This is a genomic window from Pontiella sulfatireligans, assembly GCF_900890705.1.
Classification (GTDB): domain Bacteria; phylum Verrucomicrobiota; class Kiritimatiellia; order Kiritimatiellales; family Pontiellaceae; genus Pontiella; species Pontiella sulfatireligans.
Map to the genome: position 1 here is coordinate 317,053 of NZ_CAAHFH010000001.1, position 15,465 is coordinate 332,517.

General features: G+C 54.4%; 15 protein-coding genes. 4 read left to right on the forward strand and 11 right to left on the reverse strand.

Translation table 11 applies throughout. The features are described 5' to 3' along the window. Nucleotides 1–54: 54 nt before the first annotated feature. From SCARR_RS01205 to SCARR_RS01220, 4 genes are all read right to left on the reverse strand, one after another. Nucleotides 55–1,056, reverse strand: a complete 1,002-nt coding sequence (locus SCARR_RS01205; protein WP_136059709.1) for a fatty acid desaturase — start codon at nucleotides 1,054–1,056, stop codon at nucleotides 55–57. Nucleotides 1,057–1,059: 3 nt separating this feature from the next. After that, nucleotides 1,060–2,301, reverse strand: a complete 1,242-nt coding sequence (locus SCARR_RS01210) for a uroporphyrinogen decarboxylase family protein (protein ID WP_136059710.1) — start codon at nucleotides 2,299–2,301, stop codon at nucleotides 1,060–1,062. Nucleotides 2,302–2,407: 106 nt separating this feature from the next. Further along, nucleotides 2,408–3,169, reverse strand: a complete 762-nt coding sequence (locus SCARR_RS28530) for an L-rhamnose mutarotase (protein WP_222846125.1) — start codon at nucleotides 3,167–3,169, stop codon at nucleotides 2,408–2,410. Further along, the gene (locus SCARR_RS01220) at nucleotides 3,169–4,893 is read right to left on the reverse strand and encodes a sodium:solute symporter family transporter (RefSeq protein ID WP_136059711.1); all 1,725 of its coding nucleotides are present in this window, start codon (nucleotides 4,891–4,893) and stop codon (nucleotides 3,169–3,171) included. Before SCARR_RS01220 ends, SCARR_RS28530 begins: the two co-directional genes overlap by 1 nt. A 98-nt stretch (nucleotides 4,894–4,991) precedes the next feature. Here SCARR_RS01220 and SCARR_RS01225 point away from each other — a divergent pair, with 98 nt between their 5' ends. Continuing rightward, complete coding sequence (locus SCARR_RS01225) at nucleotides 4,992–5,933, forward strand: helix-turn-helix transcriptional regulator (RefSeq protein ID WP_136059712.1); 942 nt, start codon at nucleotides 4,992–4,994, stop codon at nucleotides 5,931–5,933. Here SCARR_RS01225 and SCARR_RS01230 read toward each other — a convergent pair. The 4 genes from SCARR_RS01230 to SCARR_RS01245 form a co-directional block, all read right to left on the reverse strand. Then, complete coding sequence (locus SCARR_RS01230) at nucleotides 5,907–6,662, reverse strand: DUF1638 domain-containing protein (RefSeq protein ID WP_136059713.1); 756 nt, start codon at nucleotides 6,660–6,662, stop codon at nucleotides 5,907–5,909. The two genes, SCARR_RS01225 and SCARR_RS01230, sit on opposite strands and share 27 nt — an antisense overlap. Before the next feature lie 90 nt (nucleotides 6,663–6,752). Then, nucleotides 6,753–8,402 (reverse strand): ASKHA domain-containing protein, encoded by a 1,650-nt coding sequence (locus tag SCARR_RS01235; protein ID WP_168432875.1) that lies wholly within the window; start codon nucleotides 8,400–8,402, stop codon nucleotides 6,753–6,755. A gap of 4 nt (nucleotides 8,403–8,406) precedes the next feature. Beyond that, nucleotides 8,407–9,033: a corrinoid protein gene (locus tag SCARR_RS01240; protein WP_136059715.1), complete on the reverse strand. Its 627-nt coding sequence runs from the start codon at nucleotides 9,031–9,033 to the stop codon at nucleotides 8,407–8,409. A 500-nt stretch (nucleotides 9,034–9,533) separates the two neighbouring features. Continuing rightward, on the reverse strand, nucleotides 9,534–9,737 hold the full coding sequence (locus SCARR_RS01245) for a hypothetical protein (protein WP_136059716.1): 204 nt from the start codon (nucleotides 9,735–9,737) through the stop codon (nucleotides 9,534–9,536). Between the two features lie 26 nt (nucleotides 9,738–9,763). Here SCARR_RS01245 and SCARR_RS01250 point away from each other — a divergent pair, with 26 nt between their 5' ends. The 3 genes from SCARR_RS01250 (at nucleotide 9,764) to SCARR_RS01260 (ending at nucleotide 12,821) form a co-directional block, all read left to right on the forward strand. Next, nucleotides 9,764–10,516: a fibronectin type III domain-containing protein gene (locus SCARR_RS01250; RefSeq protein WP_136059717.1), complete on the forward strand. Its 753-nt coding sequence runs from the start codon at nucleotides 9,764–9,766 to the stop codon at nucleotides 10,514–10,516. A 108-nt stretch (nucleotides 10,517–10,624) separates the two neighbouring features. Continuing rightward, nucleotides 10,625–11,629: an SMP-30/gluconolactonase/LRE family protein gene (locus tag SCARR_RS01255; protein ID WP_136059718.1), complete on the forward strand. Its 1,005-nt coding sequence runs from the start codon at nucleotides 10,625–10,627 to the stop codon at nucleotides 11,627–11,629. 145 nt (nucleotides 11,630–11,774) lie between these two features. After that, on the forward strand, nucleotides 11,775–12,821 hold the full coding sequence (locus SCARR_RS01260) for an aldo/keto reductase (protein WP_136059719.1): 1,047 nt from the start codon (nucleotides 11,775–11,777) through the stop codon (nucleotides 12,819–12,821). 16 nt (nucleotides 12,822–12,837) lie between these two features. Here the strand turns inward: SCARR_RS01260 and SCARR_RS01265 are convergent, their stop codons facing one another. The 3 genes from SCARR_RS01265 to SCARR_RS01275 form a co-directional block, all read right to left on the reverse strand. Beyond that, nucleotides 12,838–13,971 (reverse strand): glycoside hydrolase family 5 protein, encoded by a 1,134-nt coding sequence (locus SCARR_RS01265; RefSeq protein WP_168432876.1) that lies wholly within the window; start codon nucleotides 13,969–13,971, stop codon nucleotides 12,838–12,840. A 64-nt stretch (nucleotides 13,972–14,035) separates the two neighbouring features. Continuing rightward, a complete protein-coding gene (locus SCARR_RS01270) occupies nucleotides 14,036–15,016 on the reverse strand; it encodes an aldo/keto reductase (RefSeq protein ID WP_136059721.1) in 981 nt (326 codons plus the stop codon). 16 nt (nucleotides 15,017–15,032) lie between these two features. After that, nucleotides 15,033–15,440, reverse strand: a complete 408-nt coding sequence (locus SCARR_RS01275; RefSeq protein WP_136059722.1) for a VOC family protein — start codon at nucleotides 15,438–15,440, stop codon at nucleotides 15,033–15,035. Between the last annotated feature and the right edge of the window lie 25 nt (nucleotides 15,441–15,465).

Below are 15,465 nucleotides of genomic sequence, written 5' to 3' on the forward strand. Positions count from 1 at the left end.
AGCAGGATAGGACGGATCAGGATTGCAATGGTACGATCTTGCTGGAATGTCGATTTAATGCGAGGGAGAGTTCGGAAGTTTCGAAGCAACAACATAGGACGGGTCGATCCGTTGCTTCCGCATGATCGGGAGCAGTTTTGACCAGGTGGTTATGAGTCCGTCGTATTCCGGAAGATCGTGCTCAATGGTCTTGCGCAGCTTCTTCAGATTAAAGAAAGGAACGCCGGCGTTCATGTGGTGCTCCACGTGGTAGTCCATCTGCCAATGCAGGTAGCGCACAAACGGGTGAACTTTGACGGAGCGGCAGTTGAGCCGGAAGTCCGGGACGTCCGCCGGCAGACCGGCATGTTGAGGCACGGTTACCGCCCACGCGAGAATGCTGCCAATGAACGGAGCGAAGGTGAAAAGAAACAACAGAATCCACTGGCCGGATAGAATGAATGCAGCGGCCAGGGCCAATTGACCCGTCAGAACCATTCGCGCCCAGTTGAACAGTTTCCGGCGCAGTTTGGGATCCGATTCAGGGAAGAGGCGATGCTCCCATTCGCCCTTCAGGGTGCCGAAGCTGTGGCGACAAATAATGCCGGTTTTTTGAAGCATGCGCTTGAAGTCGATCGTCCAGTAGCCGAGCCATTCCCATCGGCTCACCGTCCAGGGCAGCTCAACTTCCAAGTCTCGGCCCGTATGGACGGTAACCTGATGGTGCTGCATGTGGCTGGCGCGGTAGAGCACAAAGTTGATCCAGGTGATAAACGAAAAAAGCCGGATGAAAAATTCGTTCAGCGCTTTGGTTTTGAAGGGGGTGCCGTGCGAAAGCTCGTGGATGGCCGCGTGGTCGCCCAAAAAGGTGCAGCCCATTCCGTGGATGTAAACCGCCAGCAGCGTGATCGGCCACGCCCAATGATGGAATGAATAATAGGCCAGCGTCCCGGTTGCGATGGATAGAGCAATGACGGAGAGGCATTGCGCCAGCCCTTTTGCATCGCTGCGCTTGGTTAGCTCCCGCATCACTCCTTTCTCCATGGGCGTGCGATACCAGTTGATTCGTTCTTCCATGGTTTACTTCCCGTTGAATTCCTTCACGGCGCCGAAGGCGGCAATGACGTTTTCGGCCGGTACTTCGGGAAGTATGTTGTGGATGGTGTTGAAGATGAAGCCGCCTCCCGGCGCAAAGATTTTGCAGCGTTCGAGCACGTGCTTGCGTACTTCTTCCGGCGTGGCTTTGTTCAGGATCGATGCGGTGTCGCAGCCGCCGCCCCAAAAGGTGATGTCGCTGCCGAACTCTGCTTTCAGTTTTTCGGGCTCCATTTCAAAGCAGTTGGTTTGAACGGGGTTGATGATGTCGTATCCGGCTTCGATGAGGTCGGGCATAATGCGGTAGATGGAGCCGCAGGAGTGCAGGAAGGTTTTCATTTGCGAATTTTCATGCACAAAGGCGTTGAGCTGCGTATGGCGCGGTTTGAAGAGTTCCCGGTAGGTGTCGGGCGGCATGAAGAGTCCGCCGGTCGTTCCGAGGTCGTCGCCGAAACGCAGGATGTCGCAGCAGTCGCCGACGGCGTTGCAGACCTTTTCCAAGGTTTGGAGATGCATGGCCATAAGTGCGTCGAGCAGGCCTTCCACCTTTTCGGGCTCGGCCAGCAGATCCATCAGAAAGTTGTCGAGCTTGCGCAGGAAGGTTCCCCATTCAAAGAGGTTGCAGCCGCAGACGACCATCAGCGCTTTGTCGGTGCTTTCGCGCAGGCGCAGGGTGTTTTCGCGGAGCTTGGTCCAGAAGTCCGGGTCGGCGGCGTTGTCCCACGGGCTGTGGGCCAGGTTTTGCCAGAGCACCATGTTCATGGCTTTGGGCAAGCCGCTGTAGTCCGCAGGATAGTCGTCCTCGTAGGGAAAATAGGTTTGGTCGTAGAAGGCCCCGTCCGGCGGGCGGCGGGCAATTACGATGCCGTCGACTTCCACTTCGTTGGCTCCATCGGGCCGTTCCAATGGTTGGAACCACTTTGGGTACTGCGCGGTTGAGCCGTCGAGCATGGTGAAATCGTACCAGTCGTCATCGGAAGTATTGAAGGTGCGGCCGACGTCGAGCACATCGCAACCCAGCGCGTTAAGCACATCGTCTTCCGGTTGGGCGAGCTGCTGTACGACATCGTAGATGCGGGTGTGGCCGCCTTCGATGCCGAGCGCCTTTTTCAGTTTATTATATCCCATCGCCGAAATGCCGGAACTGGGATTGGAGCCCATGTCGATCGGAATCTGGTCGGTGTTCTGATGATTGATTGCCGCTAAAACGAGTTCTCTTGAAGTCATGTTTTTACCTGTTTTTTTAAACACGAAGGCACTAAGGTCTCAAAGAAGGAATGGGCAGTAGCTTCGTGATTCTTTGTGCTCTTCGTGTCTTTGTGTTTAGCTATCTCTATTTCGAGATTCCATCCATCTTCGACCAGACGCCATCGGCATCGGGCAGGGGATCCTGGCAGGCGTCGGTGATTTTCCACCAGCGTTGATTGAAGGGGTCGGCCTTGTTCGCTTTGCCGTCTTTTTCAGCATCCGTGCCCACATATTCCACATAGAAAAATTCGAATAGCTCATCGCCCATTTCAACGAAGTAGATGGAGAAGTTGTGGTAGTTTCCGCGAGCCATCTGGTCGGTGACGCCCGGCCACACGCTTTGGTGCAGCATGCGGTATTCCTGTTCCCGCTCCGGTTTAACGCGGGTGACCATCGCGAGGCGGTCAGGATCATCAATGGGTTTTGCACCGTGGATATAATTGATCCACTCCATCTGCAGCCAAACGTCGCCATACCGCTTCGCGCGCGGATGTGGAGCAACCAGCGCTTCCAATGTTTGGGTGGCCTTTACCGATTCAAAATCCTGAACAGCTTCGAGATAGTTGTCGCCGTCATAGTCGAAATAAACCATGACCCAGGTTTTCCCCTGCAGCTCTTTCGAGTAGGTGCTTAGGTTGGTGATGTCGGCCTTCTTGAATGCTTTGGCCGCTTTCTTTTCATTGAGCGTTTTGAGCGCGGACGCCAGCTCTTCGGTTTTCCCGTCCTTGGCAACCGCAATCAGCCCGACATGGGTCTGCTTGCCGGATTGCAGATAGCTTTCGTAGGGGGAGAATGCAAAGACCGGTAGAGCGAGCAATGCGAGCGCGGCAGCAAGTAGCGATTTCATTATTCGACCTCCAATGTCGGGTTGCAATGGGCTTCGATTTTTGCGGCGGCCTCGGGGTTGGCCGTTTTCCATGCGTTGATTTTTTCAGCGGACGGGGCGCGGAAAATGAAGTAGATGATGCAGGCAATGGTCATGACAGCGACGGACTGGAACTTGTAGTTCATAAGCCCGCGTGCTCCTTTGATTCGGAGCGGCGTCATTGGGGAATCCCAGACGAGTTTGAGGTTTTCTTCCGTGTTCGTATCTTCACCAAGCAGGGAAACGACGACCATGATAATGATGCAGATCAGGCAGAGCAGACCGGCCGCATGCATGAACAGCATGCTCCAGCCGGTGTGCTCTTTTAGCAGGTCGAGCGCAAAGACAATCAGGCCCATGGCGAATCCTGCCCAGAGCGTGATCGCTCCGGCTTTAGCCGTCGCGCGCTTCCAGAAGATGCCGACCATGAATACGGCGGTGATCGGCGGGGAGATGTAGCAGATCATTGAGGCAATCGCGCCGTAGATGGAATCAAACTTTCCAATGATTGGAGACCAAATGATGGCCAGGATCACGCCGCAAACGGTGGCAATGCGGCCGATGTGCACCAGCTTTTTATCGGAGGTTTCGGGTTTGAAGCGTTTGTAGAGGTCGAAAGCAAAGAGCGTCGCAATCGAGTTGAGTGCGCCTGCGATGGTGCCCATCAGCGCCGCCAGCAGCGCCGCAACAATCAGTCCGCGGAATCCGGACGGCAGCAGATTCATCACCATGTGCGCAAAGGCCTCCTTGCTGTCGGCCAGTTCAGGGAGCAGGCCTTTGTTGATCAGCGCCAGACAGAGCAGGCCGGGCAGTACGAACAGGAACATGGGCAGCAGTTTCAGCATGCCGGCGAACATCGCACCGGCCTTGCCATGGTTTTCGTCCTTTGCGCCGAGTACGCGCTGGACGATGGTTTGGTCGGTGCACCAATACCAGATTCCAATCACTGGATATCCAATCACAACCGCATGCCATGGCATATGGCTGAAGTCGCCGGACGGACGAAGCACGGAGATCATATTCGGGCCGACGGTATCTTCCAGCACGCCCCAGCCGCCCAGTTTCATGAAGGCGAAGGTCGTAACGATGGCCGAGCCGATCAAAAGGGTGGTGGTCTGGATGGCGTCGGTCAAGGTTACCGCGAGCAGGCCGCCAACCACGACGTAGAGGCCGGTGGCTACGGCGATCATGATCATGGTCGGCATCAGCTGCGCAACCTCGGTTCCAAAGCCGAGCATGGCGTTGATGACCACCGCGCCGGCATAGAGCGAGACGCCGATGTGAATGAACACGGCCGAGATGATCGACAGGAAGGCGAGGAAGTCGCGGCAGTTTCGGTTGAAGCGTTTTTCAAGGAAGTCGGGCAGGGTGGTCACATGGGCCCGCAGGTAGAACGGGACAAAGAAGACCGCGAGGATCACCAGCGTGAAGACGGCCGCTAGCTCAAAGTTGGCGTAGGCCAGCCCGCTTCTATATCCCTCTTCGCAGAGCGCCACAATGTGGACCGTTGAAATGTTGGTGGAAAACAGCGATAGGCCAATGATCGGCCACTTCAGTGTTCGGGCGGCCAAAAAGTAGGCGCCGTCGTCGCGTTCGAGGCCCAGTTTGGCCGCTTTTCGCTTCTGCATCCAGGCCGCGCCACAACCGACGGACAGCACCAGCACCACATAGGCGATGAGAATTCCAAAATCCAGTACGTTTAGCATAAGTTCCCTTTTCCGTTACCAATCCCTAAATCAGATGTTTTGTTATACATGATTTACAATACATTGCTTTCATATTTCCCCAGTGGTAAATTTCCGACATGTGTGAATCCAGTGGAATAATCAGTTACGGGCATATCGAGAACAAACTCATGTATCCGCACACCAATCCGGGCATGGAAATTGTTTTGGCGGAGCTGGGGCGCTTGGACTGGGCGGTTGAGCGAATCCCCGAAAGCCTGAATCCGGGATCGGTGTTTTTCACACTTCCATGGCAGGTGCACGGCAGCCTCAAGGTGAGGGAGCCCCGGAATAAAATTTTCTTTGTTCTGTTTGAGCTCGCTCAAATAGAAAAACCGAAAAAGGCGCGCCTCGGGTTTCCGGCATCACTGGGGTTTAGTGCTGCAGAAGAAAAACTGGTCAGTGATATTCTGGTTCCGGCGCAGCGCCATTCGTGGCCGGCATCCGGCCTGCTGCGCGATCTGTTTCCGAAACTGATTCAAAAGTTGAACGGAAACACGCGGATCGAGGCCGTCGCGGCAAACGCCTTGCTTCGGGCCATTATCGTAGAGCTGGCAGGCATTGTAGATAGTGCTCCCGCATCACTCAGGCACATGACTCCGACCATGACGCGCGTTCAACAATTTTTGCAAACGGTTGTTTCATCGCTGGATCACCCATGGACGTTGGATGAAATGGCGAGCAGCTGTTCCATGAAACGGACCCATTTTGCAAACAGCTGCAAGCAGCTGACCGGCTATCCGCCTATGCTGTATCTTAACCGTGTTCGGTTTGAGCGAGCCTGTGAGCTGCTCAAGACTACAGAAACGCCCATCACGGACATTGCTTTTGAGTGCGGCTATAACACGAGTCAATATTTTGCAGAGTCCTTTAAGCGGTTTTCGCGCATGACGCCTTCTGACTATCGTAGTCATCTGCCGCAGCTCGATGCCATTATGGCAAGCAATTGGAATCATCCCGAAGAACGTTCCATAGAGGATGAGATAGAGCGGTCGTCACGCCTGTCCTGCGGACGGAACTGATTTTACGATGTTTTCATTATGGCTGGCGGCAACTTCGGATCCGGGGGCGACGGTTAGAAAATCTTCGTTATCCCAGTCGCCGTTAAGCAGACGACGGATGAGGGTAAGGTTGCCGGCGGTTTTTTCGTAGGTCCAGTGTCTTTCCACAGCTTCCTGTTTAGACAACGTTTCGAATCGGTCGTCGGGTTCGACGCCCATTTCGATGAAGGTGATCTGCGAATAGTTTTTCTTTGTGTCGCACAGTTCTTCCCAGAGGAATTCGGCGTTGTCCTCTCCATACTGCTCAACCAGTTCTTCGTAGGTCTGGTCCATGCCCATTTGGTTTGGAATGGAAAGCGGCTTGAGTTCCTCCGAAACATAATCCCGTTCAATCCATCCGGTGGTTTTGAAGTAGGTTCCCGGATGGGCATTGAAGTAGTCCTGATATTTCTGGCGACTTCCGAAAAAGAGGGTGATGCAATCGTGGGCGCGGGTCAGGATCAGCTTGGTGTTGCGGGCTTTCAGTCCGACGAGGCCGTTGTTGCAGAGGGCATAACCTAGAATAATCGTGTCGTAATTTTGTTCCGAGGCGGCATCAACCTGCGCCTGTATGCGCTTGAGCATTTCTTCGGTCGGAATGTCGTGCAGGCCCTTCTGCAGAAACTCCACGTCAATCTGATGGGGCGACTGCTCGAGCAGGAACTCCATCTCCCGAAAAAAGATCTCACAACTGATCAGCTTAAATTTCATGACGGCTCATACAAAAATATAGGCAGAATAATTCAGCGGCAGAATGATTCCGGTTCATCGGTTGAAAGGGAAAATTATTTTACCGCTAAATTATTCTGCCTTATCGGTTCCCATGCTCGGAAAGTCATCTTCTTCAAGGTTGGGGATGGCGAGGGCTTCTTGGAAGTGGTTGGTGAAATGGTCGGTTTGGTTGAGGGTGACGATCTCGGGTTTTTTGATGAGTTCGAGATAGGCCTGTTCGGTGCTTTGGTCGAGCAGGGCGAGGGCCGCGCCGGCGAGCGAACCGTTGCCGATGACCTCATATTTCTCGGTTCCAATGTCTGGAAGCAGTCCGATGCAAATGGCGTTTTCGAGGTTGATGTGCTTGGCGAAGCCTCCAGCCAAAACGATGTGGTCGATCTCCTGCACGGTTTTACCCAGCTCGGCCAGCAGCGATTTTAGTCCGCCGTAGATGGCCGCCTTGGCCTTGAGGATTTCGGCAATGTCGCCTTCGGTGATGGTGATCGACTCACCGGTGGCGGAAAGCTCCGGTGCAACCAGCATGCAGGCGTGCATGTTGCAGACCGATTCGTAGCGAAAGTTTTTCCGAAGCATTTCAACGTCGTAGCGACCCATCATGTTGATGAGTTTGCAACGGAAGCCGTCGGCGATAAAGTCGATGATGGCGGAGCCACATAAGCCCATGGGATTGGGTTCGCCGATGACGGTCAGTTCGAAATCGAGGTTTGCATCGTATTTGATGGTGTCGATAGCGCGGCTGGCGGCGCGCGCGCCGTGCAGGAGTCCGGCGCCTTCGAAAGCGGGCCCGGCGGCGGTGGCGCAGGCGGAGATTTTTCCGTCGAGACAGGCGGCCATTTCGCCGTTGGTTCCGATGTCAATGAGCACGGTCAGTCCGCTGTTTTTCCAAAGGTTGGAAGCGTACAGGTCGGAGGTGATGTCGCCCCCGACATAACCGGAGATCGCCGGGACGTCTTCGACGAGCGCGCCGGGGTTGATGTCAATGCCGAGTTCGGTGGCGGTGCTTTTGAAAAAATGGCTGACCGGTTTGAAAGGAATTGTTCCAATGCTGACTGGGGACACACCAAAGAAAATGTGCATCATCACGGTGTTGCCGGAGACCGCCAAATGGACGATTTCTTCTGGGGCAGTGCCGGTTCCGGCGCATAGCTTGTGGATCAGAGGGTTTAGCGTGTGACCGATTACCAGTTCCTGCAGCGCTTCAAGCTGGCCTTCGGTGTTGCAGAGCGAGATGCGCGAAACCACATCGTCGGCCTTGAGGATCTGCTGGTTGTAGAGCGATTCGCGGCTGAGCACTTTGCCAGTCTTCAGATCCAGCAGCGCGGCCACCACGGTTGTGGTGCCAACATCGACGGCAACGCCGCAACCCACTTTAAAACGAGGGTTGAAGGCATGTTCGGGGATTTCCATTTCGTCAGCAATGCGTGCGCCGTCGAAGGAGATCACGGATGAACGGGGGATGAAGAATTCCGCATTCTCGCTAAGCACTTTGGTCTGGCAGGAGAGCACTTCGCGACGTTGTTCGGGGAGCACCTCTATTTCTTCGTCAAAGACGCGGTAGCGACCTTCGCCGAGCAGGACATTACAGCTGGCGCAAGAACCGCGCCCTCCGCATTTGGCATCGATGTGCCAGCCCGCTTTGCGCGCCAGCTCCAAAACGGAACGGTCACTGTCGGATTCGACAGCGACCGATCGTCCATTGAAATGGATCTTGATGGTCATACGGTTAGGCGGCAATGCCGAGGGCATCCTTGGTGGCCTTAACGGCCGTGTTGGCATCGTCGGAGTAACCGTCTGCGCCGATTTCGTTGGCATAGTCCTGCGTCACCGGGGCACCGCCGATCAGGATTTTGGCGCCGCAACCGGACAGGCTGGAGACGACTTCCTTCATATAGGGCATGGTGGTGGTGAGCAGGGCGCTGAGCAGAATAACCTGTGCGCCGCCTTCAACCGCTTCCTTGTATTTGTCGACATCGCAGTCGACGCCGAGGTCCATCACTTCGAAGCCTGCGCCTTTGAGCATCATGGCGACGAGGTTCTTGCCGATATCGTGCAGATCGCCCTTTACGGTTCCGATGGCCACTTTGCCGATCGGCTCGTGTCCGGCTTCCTGAAGGAGCGGGTCGAGCAGATCCAGTCCGGCTTGCATGGCGCGGGCGGCAATCAGCATTTCCGGCACATAGGCTTCGTTGCGCGAAAACCGGTCGCCGATTTCCGACATGGCCGGAACCATGGAATCCATCAGAATGCTTTCGACGTTCACATTGGCATCGATATCTTCTTGAACCAATACCGCAACATCTTTGCGTTTACCTTTTAAAACAGCTTCATACAGTGCTTCATTCCTAGCCATGGATAAATCTCCTTTGCGTGATCGTTAATTCAGTACAGAAGTTAATCAATGTGTTCAAAAAAAAATAGCACTAACAGAACAAAAAATAGTGCGATCTTGCTGAATATTCATGCATTGCGGTTACGTATATGCTTTGTCATCGGTGAGGTTGGCCGAAATGATATGTCAATCTTGCCAAAGCGAATAGGCTTTCCCTCCCAAAGGGGGGTGAGGTTAACCCGGATATTTCACGAGCTGTCATTTTTGACCACGAAGTCGCGAAGCACACGAAAAACACGCTGCACGGGGCTTTTTTTTTGGACGGGATGGACACGATCCACTGGATTTAGGCAGGCGTTGCCATGCTCCCTCCGTTGTTTTTTCGGTACACTGCGGCTTTTCGTGTGTTGAAGAAGTGGATGGACGGGTTGCTCATACTAGACCCTTGGCCAAATCCTAAGCCTGTTACGGGGGGAAATGGATTTCCTATATGAGGTGTTTGGAAGGGGTGCAATGACCGATCAGGCCAGCATGGCTTCACCGACGCCAAGCCACGCTTCGGCTTCTTCGAGGGTATTGAATAGCCGCATATCGAAGGCCACCCGTTTTTGTGCCTGAGTAATCCAGAGATCGATGACCGCCTGCGTCAGTCCCGGGTGGCACACGATAACGCCGACCGGCAGGATCGCCGTCCGAACACGTTCGACTTCCTTGGGTTCACCCATTACTGCGACCGCACCCGGCAAACGGCTTGGCTTATTTCCTGATCCAGCAGGATGGGGGTGCCGATTTTCTAGACAGTTCTGAGCGATTTGATGCAACCATCGATTCTATCAGCTTAGATGAGACCACCGGTGTGGCTCCCGTGTTGATTGCGCCGACTGCTTCAGCCATCGGATTGAATGGGGAAGTAGTGATCTCATGGAGCGATGTGTCGGAGGCAGAGACCTACGACGTTGAGTGGTCCTCAACAAGCAATGGAACTTACGCTGCCGTGGCCACGGGCGTTACGTCCAACTCCGTAACACATTCTTCTCTCAGTAACGGAACCGTATACTGGTACAAGGTTACCGCGCAATCCGCCGGCGCGACGGGTGCGGTCTCCAGTCCGGTTTCGGCGGAACCCCTGGCTTCACAAACCGGCGTACTGATCGATACCACGTTTATCCAGAGCGAGGGTTATGCCAACGGCACCCTCCATGGTCAGCAGGTATGGAGAGACAACATCAATTCGGTGCCGGGTGCATTTGCCGTGGCGGACAATACGGGTGACGGGTTTGCAGTAGGTTATGCGAGCGCGGCGAAAACGAATGACTCCTCGGTCTTCTTGACTATGCGCTCAGACAATGCCCCGGGAGCAACGTGGAGCGGCAGCATTGCCTTCACAATGGGTGCAACCAATGCGCCGACGGTTGAAAAAGACGGAGAGGACGTAGCAATCATCAATGACGGTAATCCGTATGTTTACGGTGAAAAGAAAAGCAGACCGAAAACTGCAGGATGATTGCACGGGAAGCTGGCAGGTCTGTTCTCAGTCAAGTCTAGCTGCAATACAGAATTTGAGTTAGGCTCATATGTTGGCTGAACATAATTATATTGAGGGAGCTGATCCATGAAGAACAAAGATAGTTGGCGAATTGCATTTGGTATATGGCTATGCTTGGGATGCTCGTTGGTTGAATCCATGGCAGAAGAGCCGTCCGTTGTTCCGGCGGGTTCCAGATTGGAATTACTTTTTGATGGAGCCGATGCCTTTACTGAAGGTCCAGCGGTTTCACCTGACGGGACGCTCTATTTTTCGGACATAACGTGGAGCCACAGGGGGCTGAATATGGCCGGTCACATTTGGTGCTATGATTTCCGGACTAAAGAAGCCCGGATTTTCCGCTCTCCGAGCGGCCAGGCCAATGGAATGGCTTTTGATGCTCATGGAAACCTGGTGATTGCCGAGGGGGCCGACTTTGGAGGACGCCGGATTGTCCGCACTGATTTGAATACGGGACGATCCGTCATTCTGGCGGCGACGTTTAATGGATTGCCCTTCAATGCACCTAATGATCTGGCCATTGATAAACAGGGACGAATCTATTTTTCTGACCCCTCTTTTGGGCGTCAGATGGCGTTTGAACCAATCTATCAGCCGGTTCAGGGCGTCTATCGGATTGATCCGGATGGGAAGATCTCCTTGATTATTGTCAATGCGGTCAAGCCGAATGGCGTGATGGTATCCCCTGACCAAAAAACGCTCTATGTTGCTTCCGTTGATAATGGAGCTGTGGGTGGGGGTGTCGGCGGTTGGGAAAAAAGGACCGTGCCACATGCCATTCTTGCCTATGATTTAGATGAAAATGGCGAAGTTGAATATCGTGGTGAATTCGCCGCTTGTCAGGCTGATGGCATGGCTGTTGACATCAAGGGCAATGTCTACGCCGCTTTGCATGGCGATGGGAAAGTGGCGATATTTTCACCATCGGGGGAAGAGTTGGCCACGATTGCGGTACCGGACAAGCCGACGAATGTCACCTTTGGACGAGGGCCTAATTCCAGGATGTTGTATATTACCTCGGGCAAGTGCGTGTACCAAATAGAAGTGAGCTATCCGGGATTTGCCCTGTAGTCATGGATTGGTTTTATGGGCGGGATCTATAAGGGTCTCGATTTGACACCGAGGTGCTTACCACTTACCGTGAAGCTCATCTGGTCGGGTTGCTGATCGGTGAATTGCGTATTGAGTACGACGGCGATGATAAGGAGATGTTGTTATGGAAAGGTATAATGGCAGGACCCGTGAACAGTTTCTCAAAGAGCTAACCGCCCATACCGCCATGCTTGGTGTAGCGGCATCCTTGACACCGGGACAATCCCTGGCAGGAGCAATGCGTAAACCTCCACTAATTCCCCAACGTCCTCTAGGCAACACCGGTCGTATGGTGGGCATCTACAGCCTAGGTGCACAGGCCACTGTTGAGCAGGTCGGCATGAAGGATCAGGCAATCGAGATCGTCAACCGCTGCATTGATCTGGGCATCAACTACATCGATACCTCGGCCATGTATGGACAGAACGGACTCTCTCGCAAAACACCGGAGATGCAGGGCACCAGCGAACGCCATGTCGGCGAGGTTATGAAAACCCGCCGCAACGAGGTCTACCTGGCTACCAAAACCCACGACCGCACCTACGACGGTTCCATGCGACTGCTGGAAAAGTCGCTGAACAACCTTCAGACCGACCACATCGATCTGTGGCAGATTCACAACATCAAGGGGGAGGGCAAAGAAGACATCGATCAAATATTTGCCGACGACGGCGTGCTGAAGGCGATGGAGAAAGCCCGTGATGAAAAGATCGTCACACATCTGGGCCTCACGGGGCATGCCGATCCTGAGCCCATGCGGGTGCTGGTTGAACGCTATCCATTCGATTGCGTGCTGATGGCTCTGAATGCCGCCGACAAGCACCACAATCCTTTCATAGAAAAACTGCTTCCTGTGGCGACACAAAAGAAGATGGGTGTTATCGGAATGAAGATACCCGCCCGTGACCGCATCTTCTCCCATGGTGGCATTATCTCCATGAAGGAAGCCATGAGCTACACAATGTCCCTTCCGGTGAGCACCATCATTGTAGGATTAGACAACATCGATGAGTTGGAGGAGAACGTCAGGATCGCACAGGAGTTTGTGCCGCTAAGCGAAGAAGAGATGCTGGCGATCGAGGACAAGGTGAAGCCGCACTATGAGCATCTCATGTTCTACAAGGGATTGAGCCAATGGCCGAAAGGGTGGTCGGGCAACGATATCGGCTGAAGCCAGATGCTGCTCTTCAATCCGTCTCCAATGGCGTCGATTTAATGGAAGACAGGCCCAACGCTTCGGCCATTGGCCAGTCCACCTTTGCCGGCGCTCCCGGAGCTTCTTTTTCAACCAGCGAAAAACTGCCCTGATAATCCCATAGGGTCCAACCGATGCCATAGCGCTCCAGCGTGGAACGAACATCGCGAACATAGCGGGCGCGGTCAATCGGGTTGGCGTAGGGGCGGTAGGCCCCGAACTCGCCGCACCAGATCGTAACGCCATGCGTTGCCGCCCATTCGGCTGCCCCGCTAATCCGGCTATCGATCTTATCGGCATCCCACTGCTGGGCGATATGGTCCAACAGGGCTTCGCGGGCAATTTCGTTGGTCACGCCAGCCAGCATGTTGGTACCCGCTTCCGGCGGCAGCGGATAGGGAACATTCGTCAGCACCAACCATTCAGGCGAGCCCCAGGGGGCGCCTTGGTGCGTGAAGAGATGCGGCTCATAAAAATGGAAGGTATAGATTACGTTAGGGTCACCCACTGGCACCAGCCGGCGTAATGTTGCGACATCCGACCACTCTGCGCCGCCAATGATGAGGGTATGCTTTGGCGCGGCTTTTCGAATGATGCCGTGCAGCTCGTTCGCCATCGACTGCCATTTTTCGGGATTCTCCACCATCGGTTCGTTGAGGATTTCGAGTGCCACACGATCGGTATCGTATTGTGCCAGATGCGTTGCCAGTTCCTGCCAAAGCTTCAGGAATGACTGGAAGGTGGCCGGATCGCTTTCGAGCTGCTCCTTGAGGTCGGGGCGGGGGTGCATATCCACCACAACGCTTAGGTCATGGTTCAGCGCAAGCTCGATGGCGGCATCCACCTCCTGCAGGGCCTCGGGATTTAAGGGCCCTTCGTCCGGAAATTCCCAAATCCGGACGGGATCGACCGGCAGGCGGACATGGTCGAGACCAAGCGAACGGATCAGTTGTATATCCTCGGCGGTGGCCGGCACAGGAGGATAATCCGGAAGCCTTGTTTGCGAAAACCAGTGGCTAAAGTTAACGCCGCGTTTCATGGTCAGGACTTCCGGCTTCGTACTGCAACCGCAAAGCACCGCTCCTAAAATTAGTGCGATCCCGAATGTAAAAACTTTGTTTTTCATAATCATTCCAACTTATTAACCGGGTTCTCGAATGCTGATCCAGCAAAGGACTATGTTTCTTTCGTCAATACGCTCCGCGAACGTGGCTGTGAACGCGTTGCTTATAGAATGTGCCGAGTATTTCGTGCAACCCTTCCGCTAGCGGTTTCAGATCCGACGCCGCGGCATTGGCCCGCGCCTGCATTGGCGAGCTGGCACCGGGAATGACTACCGAAACGGCGTCGTGGTCGAGAATCCAGCGCAGCGCCATCTGGGCCATCGTCATTCCTTCGGGAACCTGTTCCTTCAACGCATCCGCCAGTTCGACGCCTTTCTCGAAGGGGAGCCCCGCGAAGGTTTCAGCCACATTGAAGCACTGGCCGTCACGGTTATAGTTCCGATGGTCCGACTCCGCGAATTGTGTATCCTTTGTAAATTTTCCGCTCAACAGGCCGCTGGCCAGCGGCAGGCGGACAATGATGCCCACACCTTGTTCCTTCGCTTGGGGAAACAGTTCGGTGGCCAGCTTTTGCCGGAATAGGTTGAATATGACCTGCAGCGATAGCAAACCGTCCTGCTCCATGCAGAGATGCGCCTCCTCGGCGCTTTCAACGCTTGCACCAAAGTGCTTGATCAAACCTTCCTGCCTCAGATCCTGCAGCCAACCGAACACCTCTCCATCACGTATGGTCTCGATGGGTATGCAGTGGAGCTGGAGCAGATCAATGACGTCCAGCCCCAGCCGATCCAGGGAGGCCTGTACGGCATCGCGCAAGGCCTGGCGGCTGTAGTGGTCCGGATAGACATCCCCGCCGCGACCGAATTTGGTCGCCACGGCAACGGGTGTTCCGCACGTCTTTAGGAACCGGCCGATCAATTCCTCGCTGCGCCCAGCTCCATAAATATCGGCGGTGTCGAAAAAATTGATTCCATTCTCGACCGCCGCTTCCAGAATAGCCATGGCGGAGCGCTCTTCCATGGGGCCAAAGTCGCCACCGAACTGCCAGCAGCCCATGCCGACTTCCCCAATCTCAAATCCTCCGCGGCCCAATGTTCGTGTTTTCATATCCGTTTTTCCCCTTTCACCAATCCACGAGGCAGTCCGTGCCGGTCGTCTGCGACGACTCGTCGGTGTATTGATGGAACTCGATGTCGATGCCGTCGGAATCCTTGATCCAAGTTTGCCACGTGTTATCCCCGCCCAGTTTCTTTTCTGTATGCGCCACCTGCATAGCATCCAGTTTCTCCACAACCCGGTCGATATCCTCCACCTCAAAGCAAAGATGACGAATACGTGAAGGGCGTTCCTCCGCCGGTTCCGCGAACACCTCAAGGAAGGTGCCGTTGCCGAGCTCAAGATAGAAGCCGTAGAGCTCGCCTTCCTTGAAGAAATCAAACGTCTTTTTTAAGCCAAGCTTGCCGCAATAGAACGTCTCTGTTGCGGCGAGGTCCGATGACATAATGCAGGCATGCGCGAGTTGCTTAATCATTCCGGACTCCTGTTAGAAAAAATGC